The 19,706-nt window shown below is 55.5% G+C and carries 17 protein-coding genes; 10 read left to right on the forward strand and 7 right to left on the reverse strand.

What is annotated here, in order from left to right; all coding sequences use genetic code 11:
• The first annotated feature begins 267 nt into the window (after positions 1-267).
• The 3 genes from BMX17_RS22885 (at position 268) to BMX17_RS22895 (ending at position 2,682) form a co-directional block, all read left to right on the forward strand.
• Positions 268-813 (forward strand): hypothetical protein, encoded by a 546-nt coding sequence (locus tag BMX17_RS22885; RefSeq protein WP_092664413.1) that lies wholly within the window; start codon positions 268-270, stop codon positions 811-813.
• A gap of 512 nt (positions 814-1,325) precedes the next feature.
• Positions 1,326-1,979, forward strand: coding sequence for a DsbA family protein (locus BMX17_RS22890; protein ID WP_170845534.1), 654 nt, complete (start codon positions 1,326-1,328; stop codon positions 1,977-1,979).
• Positions 1,980-2,415: 436 nt separating this feature from the next.
• Positions 2,416-2,682 carry a DUF8129 domain-containing protein gene (locus BMX17_RS22895; RefSeq protein ID WP_092664418.1) on the forward strand — a complete coding sequence of 89 codons (267 nt, stop codon included), beginning with the start codon at positions 2,416-2,418 and terminating at the stop codon, positions 2,680-2,682.
• Positions 2,683-2,775: 93 nt separating this feature from the next.
• Here BMX17_RS22895 and BMX17_RS22900 read toward each other — a convergent pair whose 3' ends face one another.
• A complete protein-coding gene (locus BMX17_RS22900; RefSeq protein ID WP_092664420.1) occupies positions 2,776-3,534 on the reverse strand; it encodes a hypothetical protein in 759 nt (252 codons plus the stop codon).
• Between the two features lie 231 nt (positions 3,535-3,765).
• Here BMX17_RS22900 and BMX17_RS22905 point away from each other — a divergent pair, with 231 nt between their 5' ends.
• The 4 genes from BMX17_RS22905 (at position 3,766) to BMX17_RS22920 (ending at position 9,448) form a co-directional block, all read left to right on the forward strand.
• Positions 3,766-6,123, forward strand: a complete 2,358-nt coding sequence (locus BMX17_RS22905) for an ATP-dependent DNA helicase (protein WP_092664422.1) — start codon at positions 3,766-3,768, stop codon at positions 6,121-6,123.
• Between the two features lie 1,015 nt (positions 6,124-7,138).
• Positions 7,139-8,401 (forward strand): hypothetical protein, encoded by a 1,263-nt coding sequence (locus BMX17_RS22910; RefSeq protein WP_092664424.1) that lies wholly within the window; start codon positions 7,139-7,141, stop codon positions 8,399-8,401.
• A gap of 117 nt (positions 8,402-8,518) precedes the next feature.
• Positions 8,519-8,746 carry a hypothetical protein gene (locus BMX17_RS22915; RefSeq protein WP_092664426.1) on the forward strand — a complete coding sequence of 76 codons (228 nt, stop codon included), beginning with the start codon at positions 8,519-8,521 and terminating at the stop codon, positions 8,744-8,746.
• 75 nt (positions 8,747-8,821) lie between these two features.
• Positions 8,822-9,448: a DUF7474 family protein gene (locus tag BMX17_RS22920; RefSeq protein WP_092664428.1), complete on the forward strand. Its 627-nt coding sequence runs from the start codon at positions 8,822-8,824 to the stop codon at positions 9,446-9,448.
• A gap of 16 nt (positions 9,449-9,464) precedes the next feature.
• Here the strand turns inward: BMX17_RS22920 and BMX17_RS22925 are convergent, their stop codons facing one another.
• On the reverse strand, positions 9,465-9,992 hold the full coding sequence (locus BMX17_RS22925; protein WP_092664430.1) for a PH domain-containing protein: 528 nt from the start codon (positions 9,990-9,992) through the stop codon (positions 9,465-9,467).
• A 364-nt stretch (positions 9,993-10,356) separates the two neighbouring features.
• On the opposite strand from BMX17_RS22925, the gene BMX17_RS22930 reads away from it, so the two are divergent.
• Positions 10,357-11,838: a hypothetical protein gene (locus tag BMX17_RS22930; RefSeq protein WP_170845535.1), complete on the forward strand. Its 1,482-nt coding sequence runs from the start codon at positions 10,357-10,359 to the stop codon at positions 11,836-11,838.
• Between the two features lie 53 nt (positions 11,839-11,891).
• On the opposite strand, the gene BMX17_RS22935 is transcribed toward BMX17_RS22930, so the two are convergent.
• Together BMX17_RS22935 and BMX17_RS22940 are read right to left on the reverse strand one after the other, a co-directional pair.
• Complete coding sequence (locus BMX17_RS22935) at positions 11,892-12,221, reverse strand: PadR family transcriptional regulator (protein WP_092664434.1); 330 nt, start codon at positions 12,219-12,221, stop codon at positions 11,892-11,894.
• 126 nt (positions 12,222-12,347) lie between these two features.
• Positions 12,348-16,454 (reverse strand): Eco57I restriction-modification methylase domain-containing protein, encoded by a 4,107-nt coding sequence (locus BMX17_RS22940; protein WP_092664436.1) that lies wholly within the window; start codon positions 16,452-16,454, stop codon positions 12,348-12,350.
• 135 nt (positions 16,455-16,589) lie between these two features.
• On the opposite strand from BMX17_RS22940, the gene BMX17_RS22945 reads away from it, so the two are divergent.
• Positions 16,590-16,838: a DUF8139 family protein gene (locus BMX17_RS22945; RefSeq protein WP_092664438.1), complete on the forward strand. Its 249-nt coding sequence runs from the start codon at positions 16,590-16,592 to the stop codon at positions 16,836-16,838.
• Positions 16,839-16,856: 18 nt separating this feature from the next.
• Here the strand turns inward: BMX17_RS22945 and BMX17_RS22950 are convergent, their stop codons facing one another.
• From BMX17_RS22950 to BMX17_RS26775, 3 genes are read right to left on the reverse strand one after another with little or no spacing between them, the layout of a single operon-like run.
• Entirely contained in the window at positions 16,857-18,095 is a 1,239-nt protein-coding gene (locus BMX17_RS22950; protein ID WP_092664440.1) for a tyrosine-type recombinase/integrase, read from the reverse strand.
• Positions 18,092-18,436, reverse strand: a complete 345-nt coding sequence (locus BMX17_RS22955; RefSeq protein ID WP_092664442.1) for a type II toxin-antitoxin system PemK/MazF family toxin — start codon at positions 18,434-18,436, stop codon at positions 18,092-18,094. The genes BMX17_RS22950 and BMX17_RS22955 overlap by 4 nt, the downstream gene beginning before the upstream one ends.
• Before the next feature lie 6 nt (positions 18,437-18,442).
• Positions 18,443-18,835, reverse strand: coding sequence for a helix-turn-helix transcriptional regulator (locus BMX17_RS26775; protein WP_211611435.1), 393 nt, complete (start codon positions 18,833-18,835; stop codon positions 18,443-18,445).
• Between the two features lie 145 nt (positions 18,836-18,980).
• Here BMX17_RS26775 and BMX17_RS22965 point away from each other — a divergent pair, with 145 nt between their 5' ends.
• Complete coding sequence (locus tag BMX17_RS22965) at positions 18,981-19,391, forward strand: DUF7983 family protein (RefSeq protein WP_092664444.1); 411 nt, start codon at positions 18,981-18,983, stop codon at positions 19,389-19,391.
• The last annotated feature ends 315 nt before the right edge of the window (positions 19,392-19,706 follow it).

The raw sequence follows: 19,706 nt of genomic DNA on the forward strand, positions 1-19,706 counted from the left end.
TATCTATCAAGATGTTTCAAGAGTTCTGGGCATTGTCCGTGGAAAATCTGAAAGAACCGGTTCAAGATGTCAAATTAGCAATTGCAGTTACGACAGTATTGGATGGTTCCCTCACCCAGAACAGTATCAAGAGAATATCGACGTCTGTCGCAAGCACTGGGTGATGTTGCACGGTGCGATAGCGTTCACTCGTATACTACTACTTCTCCTAGTCCTGTTGGCACCTCTGTTTTTCATGGGCATAATCCAACCATAAGAATCAGAAAAATGACTCCGGACAGGCTTGAGGGGAAAGCTGAAACCGACACTCCGGCGGGCATCCTTCGACACTGGGAATTCGATGGCGGACGAGTTTCTGTCCTCGCCCGCCAAGCAATTTTCATCGAAGGGAGCCCTGATCAGCTGTACTTGTTTGGTGCCCATGAAGTAACGATCGCTGACCAAGACATCAAACCCCCGCAAGCCTACGACGACTCCAGCGAATGGTCCTCGATTTTCGGCTACTACACCGGCAACGAGACAAAGACTATCATCATTTTCCTTGGGACGTGGTCATGGGCGCATCCCGAAGATGTTGCCGGCTCGCTCGCAATCACAGAATTGCACGAGCTCACGCACTGGGCAGTTCCCGAGGAAGACAACGAGCAAGATCCAAGCCACTGGGACCGGTGGAACGCAACTCTCACAGAGGCCGTCGAATACGCGCTCGAAATCGACGAGTGGCCCTGTCTCGAGGGATACAACCCGCCAACAGTGGAGTCAAAGACCGACGAACAGACTACCGAACAGATCACGCTAGAGGAAATCGAGTAGCCTGCATCGAAGCTTCTCTCTCCCACTACTCTCGTTGTTTTTCGCCAGCCAGTGCAGTGGGCTTATATGCCAGACCGTACCGATCCAACCAACACTCTCTCGCCAGAGACGCAATCGGATATCACCGACGCGCTCGAGATTGTCGACACTGGTGGAGTACTACGGGCCGACAGCACTCAACGGCCAAGCCTCTGGCTCATCCGGAAAGACGATCAGTACCTCCAGGTGACGCCAGCCGAAGACCGAACATCAATACAAAGCCCATCAAGCACACGAACAATCCTCAAGACGTACAACACGCTGCATTGTTGGGAAGATCCCCAAGTCGCACCAGAAGCAGTAGCCAACGCAGCTGACGGTCGGGCACCCGGCCAGGAGGGGCTCGATACCTTCTAGTTCCACCGACTCGAAATGACTGTGAACCAGCAAAGATACAACACGGCGCCCCGCCGGAAAATCAGATTAGGAGGTCCATGGGGAGTCGCTTAACACGACCAGACCAAACCACCACTATGAACACGACACGACGTCAGCTCTTGACCAGTCTCGGTAGTAGCGCCCTCATTGCAGCAACAGCAGGTTGCCTCGGATCAGGCAACAGCAGTCCACCAACACCAGCCGCAGACATCTCACCCGTCAACTCACTTCCCCAGCCAACACGTGGGGGCGAAGACGCAAGCATCACCGTCGATATCTTTTCGGACTTCGCCTGTCCCCACTGCAAGGACTTCCACGAAACAGTCGAACCGACGCTCGTCAACGACTACGTCGACGACGGGATCATCACTCTCCGCCACTTTGATTTCCCGATCCCTGTCGATCAAGAACAATCATGGCCAGCTGCCATGGCCGCCCGAGCAGTCCAAGACGCAGACAGTATGAACGCCTTCTGGACATTCCGCAGCAATCTCTTCAAGAACCGATCTGATCTGTCAACCGACCTCTACATCGGACTCGCCGAAGGGACTAGCGTCGCAGAAAAAGCGATACGGGCAGGTGCTGAAAAAGCCAAGTACCAGCCAGTGGTCCAGAAGGACAAAACCACAGGTCAAGATCGTGGTGTCGAAGGAACTCCAACTGCATTCGTCGACGGCGAGAAAACGGTCCCGAGCGGCGACCAGTCCTACACCGACGTGATCGTCAGCGCCATCGAATCCAAACGCTAGCGCACCAAGAACTCAACTAGTTTCTCGCGCTGCAGACACAGGAGCAGTTGAAACTCTCGATGTTTTCTTCCAAAGGGCCATGATAGGCCCTCAAGAGTGTGGCTAGAGTTGATTACACGAACGGCACCAAATTATATTCCCGAAATTGTAATAAATCCTGTGCCGAAGCAGCGGCATAGCACGGTTTCTCACCTGCCAGACAGTGAACCGTGAGCAACAACACACAAACCTCACCAGTCCAGACTGACCCCTCAGATTCGCCTCAGAGCAACGACGACAGAGAAGAAAAGTCCCAAGACCAGCCGGCCTACGACAGGTCCCACCAGATCGCACAACAGACAGGCGATATCTTCGCCGGTGGGGAATCTGGAGAAGCCAGTTCTCGTATCGACCAACGACTCAGAGAAAAACGAGAGAAAGCAGCCAGTAGAAACCCATGACAAGCAAATCCGCTACGCTCAAACAGGCGACTGACGGCGGCGTCGAGACTGCCGAATCGGGGCAAGTCCCTGTCCACGAGCGGATCCCTCCAGAAGACATCCTCAACGAGCCCAATCTCGAGCTCCTTAAGGGACTACTCCGGTGTATGGATTCCGTCGAAGAAGTTCAGGAATACGTCGCCTACGAAAACCAGCACCAGCAGCGCGAGACCGTCCTTCGGCTTCTCGACCAGCGTGCAACAGCCCTCAAATGGGCCCAGTGAGCAGAATCCAGTCACGAGAACTACGCCCCAACCACTGTCGTCTGGTCCCCAAACAACTACAGGAAGACACGGGTGTGGGGGACTCAGCACTAGCTAGAGATATTCGTCAACGAGGTCTTCGAGTCGGTCTTGGAGTGCGCCGTCGCCAGTAATCGTTCCATCTTCTTGGATCCGATACGACGTGCCCAGTTTCTCAACCGCCAACACAGGCCCCTCTTCGGTATGCTCAACGTCAACAGTGGCTGATTCAGCCAACCGATCTCGGAGCGCCTCGAACTCATCGGACAGTTCCCATTCCGGCGGTTCTGAAGATTCTTCCTCTGCCGCGTTGCCCTCGCTTTCGTCACTGGCCTCTCCCTCGCCACCCTCATCGGATGCGTTCCCCTCACTCGAATCAGCTCCAACCTCCACGTGGTCGGGAATATCGACGATCTTGACTCGGCCCGGTGGGAAACTGTAGTAGGTCACATCCAACGGACCAAGTTCGACAGGGCTCTCGACTGGCCGAATATCTGCATCGCCCTCTTCGATATCAGGAAGATATGCGACAACCACAACCGGCACATCGGCCTCATATTCGGGATTGTCCTCAGCCACCGTCACCCAGTCGTCCTTCTCTTGATCGTAATACGCGTTCCAGTCTTCACACGTCGACGGCGGCGAATTGATCACAACAGCCACGTCTCGCTCCTGGGGATCAGCCTCCCGATCCACCACCTTCACACCCGGTTCGCCCAGTACATCAACTCGATCAGCGCCATCGGGCAGGTCATACGCCTCAGTCTCTGTCTGCTGCCCAGTCGCGCTCCCACCATCAACTACAGCCACTTCCCCATCTTCAGAAGAGCTCATGAAGAACCCTAAACAGAGCTTGATATTAGCTTTTCTGGCGATTCTAGGAGATTGCCCCACCGTTCCGACTGAAAACAGGCGGTGGCACCAAAGCCACTCACCGGACACACGCGTTTGTCGCTTCCCGGGATAGTAGAGGCTCCACTTCCGGCCCGCGGCCATACGCTTTTGACCGCCAGCACACAAACACACACATCGAACCATCGATCTCGCGATTCTGAGCCACAAGACATGCCAACTCCAACTATCGACTGGGAACAGACATTCCCCTACTCGGAACCGTACGCAAACCAACGCGACGCCGCCGAACAGATCGCTGAAACTGTCGGGAACCACGGCTATGCGCTCTTCGAAGGTGCCTGTGGGACCGGCAAGACACTCGCCGCCCTCACCGCCGCCGTCGAGCACATCAACGATCCAGACAGCCATATCGAGCGGGCCGTCGTCGTCACCTCCGAAAAACAGCAGATCGACGTCTTCGAGGACGACCTCCGGGCGATCAACGAACAGCTGCCCGACGACCAGCCGCCGATCAACGCCCTCACGATGAAGGGGAAAGCCGACTACTGCCCCTGGACAGAAACCGGCCACATCGGCTACAGCGAGATATACGGGGAGTGCGAGTCACTTCGCGACGCCGTTCGTGAGCCCATCCAAGGCGCTCCCATGGACGACCAGTACGCGTCTCTCCAACAGATGGTCAGTAGCGCCCGGGACCTTGGACGAACGGGAGAACCGCTCGAAGGCGACGACTGGACAGCGCCGTTCGAAGATGGCTTCGAGCGCTTCGATGGAAGCAACTACTGCGCGTTCTATGCGGGCTGGCTCAAAGAGATGATGGACGACGAGCGGGACGACGCTGGATACCAGCCCCACGGCGTCGTCACCGCTGACGAACTCCTCACCGAAGGGGCCGACCAAGGCTTCTGTCCGCACGCGATGATGTTCTCCGGTATCGAGAACGCCGATCTGTTGATCGGCAACTACCAACACCTGTTCGATCCCCAGACGTTCAACGCCATGACATCGAGAGTTCTGGGGCCGGAAACAATGCTGATCTGCGACGAGGCCCACAAACTCGAAGCCCGTGTCCGCGACCAACTCGGGGACTCGCTCGCACTCCGAACACTCCAATCAGCGATCGACGAAATCCAATTCGAAGTGATCGACCGGGCCGACGAAGCCGGCGACATCATTCGCTCGATTCTCGAGAGTCATGACATCTCCGTCCAGCAGTGCCGGGAATTCATGGAATTCCTCGATGAACTGGCAACACGCCTCCGGCAACTCGCCGAAGAAGCCATTGATGAAGCCGATGCACCCGTAGACTCACCCGGAGAAGAAGGTGACAATCTCCCCGAATCCGTCTCGCTCCCCCTTCGAGACCCAGAGCGACTAGAACCCGACCGCATCTCCAGCTGGGTTGACCTCGCAGGGAAATCCCACTTCATGGAAATGGCACCCGAGATCGGCGCTGCCATGGGCGAAGCCCTCGAAGAAGCAAACGACGCCGTCGACTCCTACTACAAAGGCGAGATCCACACCGACACTGTCGGGCGCGTCCTCGGACGATGGCAGGAGTGCGACCACAGTCAGTTCTTCCGCGAATTCGAACTCGACCGCCGCGCTCGCGCCTTCGAAGGAGCAGACGACAAGTGGGAACGGTGGTACAACGCATCGCTCGAACTCCGGAACTGCATCCCGGCCGAGCGGATTGCCGACCGGCTCGAGATCGTCGGCGGCGGCGTCCTCATGAGTGCCACACTCGCCCCGCTGGATGTGTTCGCCGAAACCAGCGGCCTCGACGTGCTCGAAGAACGCGACCGGCCCGTTGACCACCTGGTCTATGAATCCCATTTCGACCAAGACAACCGCGCGTCCTACATCAGCACCCTCCCACAGTACAACTACGACAACCGGAACGATCCAGCCGTCCAACAGCAGTACCTCGATACTGTCGTCGACGTCGTCACGACATCTGACGGCAACGTCCTGGTCGGAATGCCGAACTACAGCGAAGCCAGCGAAATGGCTGACAAACTTCGCTCCGATCCCCGCGTCGATGTGGCAAATGACGATATACTCTGTGATCAGTCCTCATCGAACCGGGAGACAGACCAGCTGAAAAAAGAATTCTGGGCCGGCGGGAAGAAAGTCCTCATCACCGGTCTCCGAGGAACTCTCACCACTGGCGTCGACTACGACGGCGACAAACTTCGATCAACAGTCATCTGTGGCGTCCCCATGCAGAACACGAAAACAGACTACGCCAAAGCGATCAAGAAAGCCTACTGTGAACGGTTCTCCTACGACGTTGGATTCAATTACGCATTCACCATCCCTGCCGTCCGCCACGCACGACAAGCCCTCGGACGAACCATTCGGGGGGAAACCGAAGAAGGCGTTCGAGTGATCGCCGACGAACGCTACGCCTACGACACAGACTGGAACCACGTCGGCCAATACCTCCCCGACTACGTCCGCGACGAATACCACCCAGTCGATCCAGAGTTCCTCAAAGATCGACTCGACGCATGGTGGAGCGGACGCCGGACAGAAGCACCACCAGAAGCTCCGTCGGACGACTAGAACCCAGACGCAACACCGCGCGCGACTTTCAGTACAAACTTACTTTTGGTATCAGTAATCAAACTTCGGGATATGTAGCGGAAAATAGTTTTGTAAAACACCAACAAACGGTGTGAAGAACAATTCCGTCAGACACTCCACACGATACTTGCCGGGAGTGGGCACTCCTGTTAAGTGATTTGAACAAACATTAAGTGAAGACAACGACAACGACGGATCATCAAGTCAGGAAGGTAACACCCGCCGCTATCGAATGGGTGGGAAACCGAAGAGAGTGGTACCTCTTCATTTTCCGCCCACCATCAAAAGTGTTGTGCCCGCGGTTAGCCCCTGGTCTGCTGTGGGGAGCAGTCCGGGGATGATCACGGGCGCTCACTTTTGGCGACGGTTGGGATGTACCGAACTCCCAAATACCGGACACATTGGCCGAAACCTGTCGGCCATCCAAGGCACTCACGCCTCCGCTTACCAAGCGGACGCAAGCCAGCGCATCCATCTAAGGAATGCGTCTGAGTGTTTTGGATGGCCAGTAAAGAAGATTTCGGCCAATGTGTCCGGCCTGAGACAACAGAACAATGCAAGGCTCTCACGTCGGAGACAGGACGAATCGGTCACGAATCACTGGACGACGGTCCAACATATCGTGCAGAGACAGCACGGGGAGTGTGGATCAAGTCACGAACAATACGAAGCGGTCGGTGGACTCACCCAAGACCCACACCGTTTACGAGATGCCGCAGCTGTCTGCACAACCATCTCGATACTATGACCGCCCTACTGAAAAAGAAAGCAGCCGAAGGACTCTCCACCATCAAGATACCGCAGAGTCGAGTCCCCCAAACCGCAGGACGGCAGCAGGACTGCGCCCATCTCCATTCCAGCAGCAGGCTTCGAGCGCTTTCAGCAGTCTCTCTGTTTGGAATCATTGCACTACTACTACTACCACTAGAGAAGAAGGAAGAAGGGGGGGCAGTATCGGGTCAATACCACTGGTTTCAGCGCGAGGTGGTGGATCATGAGCGAGTATGTCTGTCTTGGCGTCCACGTCCTGAAGGCTGAATTCGCCCACTTCCTCGAGTTTGTCGAGGAAAAATGGGGCGTACGCGACCGCTACGTGAAGTTTGAGATCGAAAACGCGATGCGGGAGTGGGTCGATCGGGACGAGGCACTCCACCAAGCAGAGCAGGAGCTACGGGAGGCCCTCCGGTCTCGTGGGCTTTCTTCTTCAACAGAATCAGTCGGGACCATCACGACTCGTGGAGAGACGCGCAAGCTGGGCCACAGAGTGCTTTCTGAGCTCAAAGATGAGTTTGCCCGCATCGCTAAACAGCACTACGACGACAATCTAGGCGCTGTACTCACGCGTGCGCTGCGCGCGTACAGAAAAGGCGGGCGACGAGAGCGGATCCTCTCCCTCATTCAGCAGCTGCCCGAATCTGGAAGCAATACTGATACCGATGGCGATGCTGCTGAAAACGAAGCCACACAAACAACGCTCGCCGATACCGCACGGCTGTATGCTGAAAGCGAATCTGCCGATTCCGGTGGGAGTGCTGAAAGTCAGGCTGATTCCATAGCCGATATTGCTGAAAATGTGGACCAATCCGTCAACGCGTTCATCGTTGAAGAAATAGCGGGCGAGCTTGAAGACGAATTTCTCCGGCCCGATCTCCGCGAAGAAATCCGGAAGAAGGCTGGGACAGACAAGGAAACGATTGAGGCGTACGAAGCGGCGGTGACCTCGTACAAGGGCGTTGTTCCGCATCCATCGTCGCGGAAAAACCTCTTCATACGGAAAGAGCAACGAGAAGAAATCACGACCTACGGCGACCTCTCACGGTCTGAGCGCGTCGAATTCATCCGGGAGCAGTTATGTACCGACTGTCTAGTTGATCAGAAACCGTCCAGCGCCCTCGAATACACTGAAGTGCAGGACCTCTTCGAGTACCACTACCACGACTCGCCATCCCACACGTACGTGTACGAGTTGATGCGGGAGGCAGCAGAAGCGCCCGGGTTTGATTTTGACGAGGATCGGATGCCGTCCGTGGTCAAGGTTGAGATCAAAAAGGCCGGGTCCGAATACCTCGAAGCGGCCCGCAGCAATCCAGAAGTCGATGAGGAACTCGTGGACGCGCTCGTGGACTACGATCCGATCGACAACCCAGCCGAGCCAGACAAACTCTCGGCAGAAAGCCCCAACATCGACGCCGACGTGACGACCTACAGCGCTGGAAGTTCGCCGCCGAACCAACCATCCGCAGCTGACGACGACTAGCCAGCGCCAGACGGAGCAGGCGGCGCCTGCCATGTGTAGCCACTGCTGTAGCGATACTGGTGAAAAACAATCCAATCAAACGCTGACAACGAGTTTCTCGCCCGCGAGAGACTGCCGATGATCATCTTCCAAGAACACGACGAAGCAACGTGTCCAGAATGCGGAGCATCACTCCTGTTTGGCGACAAGGAAAAGCCGGGCGGCTGGAAAATATACTACGAGTGTAGCGACCGCGACAACTGCAACTGGGAAGCAGGCCGTGTCGGCTACATCTCACGTTCCGACGTCGACCACACCGATGAAGTCGACGAGAAAGCTATCGAAATGGGCGACCGATGGACCTGAACACAGCCTCCCCCCTTCGCTCCCTCCCGAATCGTCGCAGACATGACGTTTCTCGCCTCCACGTAATCCAGAGCAATGCAGTTTGAGTATTCTTGTCCGGAGTGCGAGTGCACTGACGGCCGACACCCGATCCAGTGCGACTTTCGGGAACTTAGCAGAACAGACCTCGAAAAGGCCCACATCGATATCATCTCGCGGCTCTCTGTCGGCCCATGCGACAAAGACACGCTCAAAGACGAGATTCACGGAGAGTGGAGCCAGATTCACGACGAGATCGTCCGAGAACTCATCCAGTACAAACACGCCTCACTCACCGAAGATCAAAAGCTCACACTCATACCCCCGTCTGACGGCTTCGACAGCATTGATCCTCACCGGGAACCGCTCAAAACAATCTATCGACATGGCTCCTACCCCGGCGCCCACGACAACTCTCTCTTCGCGCTCATCTCCTGGTACGAATCTGTCGGGCTTTCCTGGCAGCAGACCAAGGACAAAGTCATTGAATGGCTCGAGCAGTCCGGTGCTTGGGACCGAGGAGGATTCAAAGAAGAGTCCAAAGAAGCCGTCGTTGAGAAAAAACAACACGTGTACCAACGAGACTACGGCTGGCGAAACAAAGGGAAAGCCGCCAAACGCGTAATCGATCAAAAGCGTCAGGAACAAAACCCTCACTCAGCCCCGGTCGCTACTGGAGACTGATATCAGGACTGGTCAGTCACACTCGGACGGGTTCCGAAGTGCTTGATGGCTCTCGACGGGCATCTTGGATCGCACTCGCAGCCTCCTCGGGCCACGGAACATACTCCCAGCGTTGCTCCACCGAATCCGTACCAGCAGTCATCACATCAATTGAGCCAGTTTCGAACAGTCGCTGGAACACAGTCCGGCTTGATTCCACCGTGTCAACATCTGACGCCGGCAATGTCTGGATATCATGTGCGTAGATTTCTGACTTCTTGAAAACCGTATCATCCGTCACAGCATACACCGTCGCCCGGCGCTGGATCTCTCGAATGATGACAATTCCGATCGTGCAAAGAATGAGAATCGGACCAAGCGGCCACAGCGGATAGCCGCCGAGTGACCACGATCCAATCTCCCACCGGAGAAAGACAATTGTCGTCGCGGTCTCAGTCCCAGCCATCACAGCCAACGGCTCAGCAAGCATGAGAATACTCGGATGCTCCAGATACCGGACTTCTTCACTGGGACTTGTTCGCTTTTCGATCCAATCCGGGGGCATGTCCAAACCATTAGCTTCGAAGCATATCAAACTCCTCCCTACGAATCAAAACTGAAACTCACTCCACTGCATGACCACTCTAGGTGTGTCAAAACTTATTGTTATTGGTTGTTTTTCTCTTCCCATGAGCATAGAGAAGCAAAGTGTAATCCCACGCACTCAGCCAGATGAATCGCCTCTCGGTCGGTCACGAGAGTGACCCCTGTCGCCCCTTCAGCACAATCCCCAGTTGTATCCGACCGATTATCATCAGCAAAAACAGCCCTCTCAAAAAGCCACTAGAGAAATGACACAAAATACGAAGACCCTACAAACACACCGAATCCTCGCGTGCAGTATCGCCCTGTTCACCGTTCTCGCAGCAGTGACCACGCCCGTTGCCATCGCATCTGACACTGGAAGTGGTGCTGGAAACGAATCAACTGCAGTAATTAACGAATCGAAGGAAAACCAGACATCCCCCACCAAGGAACCCTCCACGATTAAAGACACATCCACACATCAGGCTCAGGACCTCCCCAACACATCACCACCGCCGGCTGGTGGAACGATGAGCCTGTCCACATCTATCTCGAAGTCAACCATCACATCTGGAGAAACAGCCATCATTACTGTCACCATCGAGAACAATATGAACCAATCCATTGGTGGTGGTTTATTACAGTTTGACAACGGTCTAATACCAGTGAGTGACGAGAGAGTTGACCGCACTGGAATCACCTACCTTAGTAGGATCGGCGGCAAACTCAATAGCGGGGAAACACGAAAGCTGGAGTTTGAGTATGAGTTTGAGCCAATAACAAGCCCCGGTGATAGTGTTATCGAAACTACTGGTCATGTGAATGTCTCCTTCGAGCCGATGTCCATTCATAAGGGAGTTCCCTCGGAACTCACAGCCTCTTCTCAGGACGTCAGGCTCACGAACAGCGAAAACAGACCCAAGTTCTCCGTGGACTTTCCTGACGAGATTCCAGAAGGTGGCGACGGAGCAATCAACTACTCCATCACAAACCGGGCTAACTACCCGGTTGGAGAGGTGACGCTCACTCTTGATCTTGCTGACGGTCTGCATGAAAAGCACTTTACGGCTCTGGGAGAGCAAAAGCGATCAGCTCCCCCACAAGATATCGAGGTGCCTCTTAACACGTCCAAAATCAGGATTGGAGAAACAATCACTGGTTCAATCCCAATTGCTGCCATCGGAAGCAGTGGCTCTCATCACGTGAGCATTGAGGGAACAATCTCCACGATCACGTCGGAGTACAGCGTGAAGAGCGACACGTCGATCACGATCACTGAACCAGACACAGAGATCATCAACTTCTCGCTTCCAGCCAGTCTAGAAAACGGTGAATCTGCATCGTTCGACTACCAAATCCAGAATCCCGTCATCGAAAACCCAACAGACGCGACTCTCGAATACTACGTCATCGGCGGCGAAGGTACCTACCTTGATTCAGGAGAGATCGGGGACACTAGCATCAAATCTCTGTCGGCGCTGCGCCCAGACCGTGGAACCTCCGCAAACGGCACAGCAGAGATCACGCCAGATATCATCCAGAAAGACCTCGGAGAAGACGCGTCAATCGAGGTTCGTATCCGGGCTGTGATCAGTGGTGAGGATCAACAGATCAGCGACATCACCACGCGAACTCTCGAAGTGAACAAGAACGAAACCGACCTGGAAAACCCCGCTACTGAACGATTCAACACGAACGATGAACCGGGAATCCAAGCTGGTGAGATAATCTCTGCAATCGTCGCCTACAATACAGATCAACCGATCAACGGAACCCAGGTTGATACAACCGATGTCATCAACCTAATTGTCGCCCACAACACCTGAAAAGTCTTCTCAAGCACTTCTTGTCCTCTGCAAGTCTGCAATACTAGACTGGTCTAGAGGCGGTCAACAACCTGGTCGACGTAATCGCGATAGTCTTTGAGCAGTCGCTTCCCGTCAGTCGTCAGTGTATACGTGTTAGTCCGACGGTCCAGCTGAGCCTTTTCGAGAAGGCCTGCTTCAACCAGGTCATCCAAATTCGGATACAGCCGGCCGTGGTTGATTTCTTTGTCAAGGCGCTCTTGCAGTTGGCGCTTGACGCCGAGACCATACGGTTCTTCATCGCTGTCCTCTAGTTGAGCGATAGCTAATAGCGTCTCTTTCTGGAATGCGGTTAGGTCCGTTGCCACTACATCGCCGACGGATTTCGTATCTTGCTGACTCATAGGTGGGGGTAAGGTTTCGAGCCGGAAGTGTTACCATCCGACTGTGGAATTCACGCAAGCACGATTTCTAGTTATCTGATCTGTATAAATCTTCTGAACTTTACCAAGGTCATACCTACACAGATATCACTCCCCAACAGCCTCTTCGACAATCTCGATTTCCTCGTCAGTCAGCCCATACAGTTCGTAGACGATTTCATCGATCAGCTCATCGGTCCGCTCGATCTTCGCCTCTAGTTCATCAGCCCGTTCCATCGTCTCGACGTAACTTTCCAGCCCAGCCTCCACGTCCGCGACCGCGGGGAGGGACAGACCTCGCAGCCGATCCACCAGCGAATTGGTTTTCGTCGCCGTCTCGCGGAAGTTGGCAAACCCATCAGCCTCGTCGACGGCGACCGGCACGAACGCCTCGATGAGATCGGCCTCAGTTGCGGTGAGGTCCGTGATCCGCAACGCCGGCAGTGGCTCCGTCTCCGTATAGCCCCACTGGTCCGTGTCATAGGCCTCCTCGTCGTCAGGTTTGTAGCGAGCGGTCAGTTGGATCTCGACTGTCGTGTCGGACTCGCGGACGACCTGTGCGTTCCCAACGCGGAGATTCGGTTTCTCTGCGGCCGTATCCTGGAGGATGGAATCGGCGGCCCCTTCGGGGGGTTGGGTGAGACCGATGTCTGCGAGGGGCTGGCCGTCGGAGTAGGAGCCGAGATGGTCAACAATACTCAGATTCAGGTCAGAAAGATTATCAGCACGCTGTGTTTGGCGAGTGGTCAGTTCAGCAACTGAACCATGGAGTGTATCCGAGAGGTCTGCATTTTCAGACTCCACAGAGTCAATTGTATCGTCTGCCTGGGAAAGACGCGATATTGCTCTTTCCACTCTGTCTGATGCGTGTTTTTGAGCCTTTGCTGGATCGATAATTGGGATTGCTTCTAGGTACTGTGTTGCGATGTGGTTATCGATGAAACACGCTCTAAAGAATTGGTTGACTAGCGTAGACGATATTATCCCCAGAAGATAGTTAAGACTAACAGAGGGATCATCTGCTGGAATAACTGCGTTTGTTGTATTTAATCCGATGTGATCTTCAGATTCAAGTGTTGCTACGATACGACGGTCAAGATGAACATTTCGTATTTCCTGGACCAGTATCTTCTCATCAGCTTCCCAGTACTTTTCTTCCCGCGGCCGGGCTGCGGGATCCTCGCTCAATAGCTCTCTATCATATAAAACGTACGTACCGGACCACTCGTAACCGTATCTGTAGATATCCTCTCCGCCCAGTGCTTTCCGATGTTTGGTAGTTTCTTTTTCCTCACTAAGCCGTTCGGTATTGTTCCCAGTGCGGAGGCCTTGGACAGCATCCACATACGAACTTAGAGGCTTAGTAACGGTATCAGTAAGCATCTGCTCTACCCAATCTCCACCCCTCACCAAGAATGGATTACCAGGTAAGTTTTCGATGGATGTTGCCGAGTACTCCCGTAGCGTTTGTTTGCCTTCAGACAATTTCAGCGGATGTATTAGAGTCCCACGTAACCGAGCTGGAGCTTGGCGGTCTTTTTGCGTGATCAAGACCATTGTTTCGTTTGACGCATCTTCAAACACTTCGGCAGTGAAATCGTAGACGTCGACTGACGAAGTTGTATCGAGCAAATAAGTTCGAAGATCCTCGAATGAGTTGTTGTTCAGAAGACTATGGGGTATAATATAGCCGAAATTCCCCCCGGTTTTCAGGATATCGTGACCGACCTCTGTAAAGAGGCCATATAGGTCAAACCGATAATCCCAAGTTTGCGAGGTGGCGCGGTGATATTCTCGATGGTCTTCTGGAATTGATGAAATGAAGACGTATGGCGGATTCCCGACTACTGCATCGAACCCGGCATCCGCTCGTTTCTCACCATCCGCATCAAAGAACACTTCGGGAAACTCCAGTTCCCAGTGGAAGAAGGCCTCCTCGTCGGCCATGGCCTGAGCCGTCCGGAACCAGTCTTCATCGCGTACGTCGGCCCAGGCATCGTCATCCTCGATGGCTTCGGCGAGCATCCGATAGGCGTCCTTGGTCCCGTTCTCGTCTCCATCACGGGGTACATCCAGCCCAAACTGCTCGGCCGTGTGGACGTTCGCAATCTCGAAAAGGCGCTGATAGAGTTTGTCCGAGCGAATCTCGTCGTAGATCTCCTCCATGGACTTGATATCGGCCAGCGATTCGTTATCGATGGCCAGCAACTCCGCCATCAGGTCCATGACGTGTTCCAGTGTCTGCCGACGCGCCCGCGCGACCGACTGCATGAGCGTCAACTGGCCGTCCTCGTCGCCGGAATCGTCGGCCAGTACCTCCGTAATATCCGAGCCCACCAGCGAGTTGCCGGCCTTCAGGTGGTGATCCAGGAAGGCCAACGGCTGGTCGGCGGCCAAGGTTTCCAGCCACATCGACAGTTTCCCCAGCTCGACGGCCATGCCGTTGATGTCGACGCCGTAGATGCACTCCTTAGCGATCGTCCGCCGGAGTGCCTGCTCGTTGCGGCCCTGCTGTTCTTGCTCGCGAGCGACTTCCATCACCTGCTCGGTGAGATACGCGGTCGCACTCGTCAGGAAATGCGCCGACCCCATCGCCGGGTCAAGGATTTTCAGGTCCAGCACGCGCTGATAGAACCGCCCGAAATACCCCCGGTCGCCGGGTTCTAGCCCATCGGCTTCGAGATCGGCTCTGATCTCATCGAGTAGTGGGTCGATCGTCTCCTCGACGATATACGAGACCACGTAGTCGGGTGTGTAGTAGGCTCCCGTGGCCTTGCGCTCGCCCTCGTCGTTGACGACATACAACTCGCCTGCCTCAACCGACTCGACGGCCTCGGCGACGCTGACCTCTGTGGCGGGCTTCCAGACCTGACCACCGTCTTCGGCAACCGCGGCGTACTCTTCAGATGCAATGCGAAACTCGTGTTCTAGCAGGCCCTCGTAAATACTGCCGAGGTGGCGCGTGTCCAGGTCGGCATAATCGGCCAGCACGGGCTCGCCATCGGCATCCTCAGTTGTGCCCAGCCGGTGGATTACTTCAGCAATATAGCGGTCTGCGACCTCGTTCTCGGCAAGGAACGTGTGCTGGTCGTCATCGAAGAGTCCGCCGTTATATGGGGGGATGCCCAGGTCGGCTTCGCCTTCGTCGACGAGCCGGAACAGATGTTCTAGTCGGTCCCAGATCTGGGTGGCATATCCGCTGTAATCCTCGTACGTGTCGCCGGAGGTAATGGTCTCGTGAATCTCTAGGCGGCGCTGATCGAGGCTGAAATGCTCGTCATATTCGTCTTGCTTGTCCGGGTCGTCGGGATGGATCAACCCCCGGGATTCGGCATAGAGGACGAACATCAGCCGATACAGTAGCACAAGCGATTGCTCTTTCAATTCCGCGCGGGCGGCCGCATCGTCGGGGTCGATATCGAGATCGTTTGTGTGGACAAACCCCTCCCCGAGGACACGCAGTGCTGTGAACACGTTGTCCTGCAGGTCTTCACCCAGTTCTTGAGCGGCCGTCTCGGATTCGTTCCAGACCGTGTCCAGAAACGTTGTGCCGGCCGTCTCTCGAAATGCTTCGGGCCGGAAGAAGGCATAGAAGTACTTGAACGCTTCCAGGTCGCCCGTCTCCAGTAGTTCGGGCAGGTTGATCTCGTAGTAGGTTTCGGTGGCGTAGTCCTTGGTGCCGTAGAGTCGCCACTGTTTGCCGTTGGTCAGGATACCCCAGGAGACCCGTTCGGGCGTGTGTTCGAGATAGTATTTGATCTGGTGGGAGGCGTCGCGATAATTCCGCGTCTCGTTCAATTGCGCGGTGAAATCCGCATCCCACTGTTTGGCTTCAAGCACCGCCGCGGCCTGGCCGTACATCCCTTCGATGTTGCCGTCACGTTTCTGCCCGGCGGCATGGCGACGTGCTTCCGCTGAGCCAAAGAGCAGGCGGTCGTTGTACCCACTGCCACTCGGGATCGTCGTCTCTGGAAGCGAATCGAACCCGAGGATATCGAGGACTTCATCGATCCACGAGCCCAGTAGTTCGTCTTCTTTGTAGGACGCCAGCAAATCGCCCTCAGCTGCCCACAGATCCTGCAGTTCCTCGAACGCGGTCTCGGCCTCTTTGTCACAGTCCCAGTCCTCAAGATCGGTGACCCGCTCGTCGAGATAGTAGCCCGAGAAGAGACTTGAATTACGGTAGGGGGCGGTCCCCAGCGTGGCTTGACTCATGCAATTATATGGGACAGGTCACAGCACAGTAAAGAATCTGTGGGTCTGTGGACGGAGCAGGCTGGATGTCTTGTGGTTTGACCGCCTCCAATCCAACCATCAAAATTGTAACGACGCAGGACCGTGATCATTGTGATGGAAGACGTTCCACAACCAGCCGACGAACCCTACTCGACCGGCGACGAGGTGATGGTTTACGTTGCAGAGGGCGATCCAGACGCGCGTCATCATGGGAAGACTGGGATAGTTGTGGACATATCGCAGGACGCTCTCAGTACACAGACGGAACGAGAGCTAGACTCCCACTCCTACAAGATTGAAGTTGATAGTCAGGAGCTCGATGTTTGGTTTCGTCACCGGGATCTCGTGCCGGATGCCGATTGAAGATGTGATGGAACAGATCTATCCGTCGATTTCATTGAGCGCTTCAGTCGCGACGTCGCCGAGTTCGCCGGCTTCGATATGTGAATACCGCTCTCGGACCATTTCTTCGGAGTTATCGAGATATCGGGCTGCGACGGTATACCCGAACGATCGCACTAGAACCTCACCCATTCCTCGGCGTCCCCCGTGTGGTGCGAGATACTCGTGTCGGGGATGGTCAACGTCGACGCCGGCGTCGTCGGTGAGCCGCCGTAGCATCGATCGTGCCCCGTCGGTCGTGATCGACTGGGGGCGAATATCGTCCTCGAGTGCGAGCAGGAGATCGCAAACGAACTCGTCGCGACGGTCTTCGATGGCAGCTGGCTGGTGGCCACGATCTGCGAGTTCTTCCTGGACGAGCGTTCCGAGCGTCCGTTGATCGAACGTCGGAAAGACCGGCCACCGGTCGGTCGGAGGCTTCAGCATCTTCCGATACTGTTTGAGGGGGTGGGTGACGGGATCGGGGAGGCTGGCGGCGTCCCACTGCTGTTTCTTCCGGTAGACGTCCATGCTCCCGTCTTCGAGATTGAGGTCCTCCCAGCGAACTCCGCGTCGACGTGGATCGTTCGGGTCTCGTAGGAGTTCTCCCACTCGGACAGCCGTGTACGCGATGAGGTAGACGAACGCCCGGTCACGTGTTGCCTTCAGAGCTTTGTAGCGGGCTCGCTGCTTGTCGGGTGACGTGGTGTCCGCTGGGAGTGTTGTGTACGCTTCGACGGCGTCACGGGCCTGCTCGTCGACGTGGCGGGTGAGTTCGTGGCGCTGTTCGGGCGTCCAGGCCTGCTGGTCGCCGGGTTTTCGACCGTCGTCTTCGGGGAGTGGGGCGGTCGCGCTCGCCCGCTGGGTGTAGTGGGCTTCCAGATATCCCTCGTTGACACACCAGCCACACCATGCCGAGATGTACGCATAGTAGGTCTGGACCGTGTTCTGCTTCAGGCCGCGGTCGCCGGCGAGGTGGCGGGCGTACTCACGGAACGTTCGCTCGTCGATGTCTTCGAAGGCAGGCTCGCGCTCGGCGTCGTTAGGAACGATCCCAGTCCAGTCGTCGTCGCCGCGGTCGCCGGCGGCCCACTCTACGAACCGCTGAAGTTCCCGCTCGGCGTTGCGGCGGTAGTTTCCGCCGTCGCCACCGCGGCCTTTCCCCTTGTCCTGGAGGTACCGCTCGAAGGAACTAGTGAGGGGATGAGTATCCTGTTCTTTGGATGTGCTATTGGTCATGGTGAATCTGTCTGGAGATAGGAGATAACCGCTTCTACGACCTGATCAGTGAATACGTCGGTGACGGTACCCTGAACGCCGACGACGTGGACGTCGTCTTTCAGCGTGGCGACCGTCCACGGGAGAACGTAACTCTCCTGACCGGGTTCACCTCGAACCCACGCATTGCTCGGGACGACAAAGCTCCCGGGATGGTGTGATTGTGTTGAGAAAGCGACGGAGATGGATTCCTCGTCAGCGTAGGGAAGTTGGTCGCTGGAGAGAACAAGCCACGGTCTTGGGTTCCCAGTATCGGCTTTGAACGGGTCTGGGGCCCAGACAACTGTGCCGCGGTCAACCATTTGGTGTCACTGCTCCTTGTGGTCTTCGGTGTCGTCGATTGGGTCGACGGCGTTCTCCATCCATGCATCGACGTCGTCGTCAGAGAACCCGCCGTCGATCTCGTCAGCTGTCGCGGCTCCGTGGAAGCCAGCCGAGACCACCGCGTGTTCTGCATCGGAGACAGCCCAGTACTGGTCGCGATGCTCGACCACCCCGTGTTCTTCCAACCGCTTCAGCGTCGGACCGACACTCCCTGCTGGAACATCGACCTCGTCGACGATCTCGCGCTGTCGAAACGCTTGGTCTGCGTGTTCGAGCAGGAATCGGTACACTGCCCCCTGAGTTGTATCTGGTCCGAGATCGGGAAGGGACTCACCCTTGTCTTCGATGGTCTGAAATTGGTCTTTCGAGATGGGCATCTTGGGTATTGGTTTGTATTAGAACCTATTAGGTCTTGTCGCCAGAATCGCCCTTCCTCAATCACGCGGGACATGAAACGAGTTGGTACTCCATCGTTTGATGGTAGAAAGCTATTCGTGCTGACTCTACGATGGTCTGGATACGATGGTACGACCTGATCCGGAGAAGCTCGAGAGGGCAGCTGACCACGCTGAGAATATAACAGACCGTGGTATAAGTACGACCAACACCCGGGCGCTTGTGGAGATGCGGAATGCCCTCATTCGACTCGAAAATGTGGCCAATGAAGCGCGCGAACAGGTTATTGAGCCCGCATTGGATGATAAGATCGAGGTGGGAGACACCGTAGAGGGTGTGCAAAGGCACGGACGTGAGCGTCCCACTGTGACCGATAACGCAACAGCCTTGGAAATGCTGGAGGACGCAGGTGTAGATTTAGCCGAAGTTGTGAGTGTTGAACCCTACTCTTTCGTCGACGCTTTTGATGAGACCGAGGTCGACCCATCGGAGATCATTCGAGTACGAACAGGACACGTACTATCGACAGGTGACTGAGTGAGCCCGGAAGCAGTAGTCCCTCGACTACCGAAAGTCGGTGAGATGCCTGATTCTTGCTGTTTCAGGTTGTCCTATGCTGAGTGTATAATTCATGCTTCCCCGACAGCAGCGGGACGCCCAATTTTGGTCGTGATTATCGAAGTAATCACGAACAAATACACTTCCGACAAAATTCCACGAATTCCCTACAGAGACCCCCACAGCACTAGGAAAACACGGGAGTTGTGGGGTCATAAACCACATACCGCTATACCGAATGCCAGCCGCTCTTTATGTCTGGGGGTTATGATCTGCTGTTGGGGAATATCTAGG

The sequence above is a fragment of the Halorientalis persicus genome, from assembly GCF_900110215.1.
In the GTDB taxonomy this organism is placed as follows: Archaea; Halobacteriota; Halobacteria; order Halobacteriales; family Haloarculaceae; genus Halorientalis; species Halorientalis persica.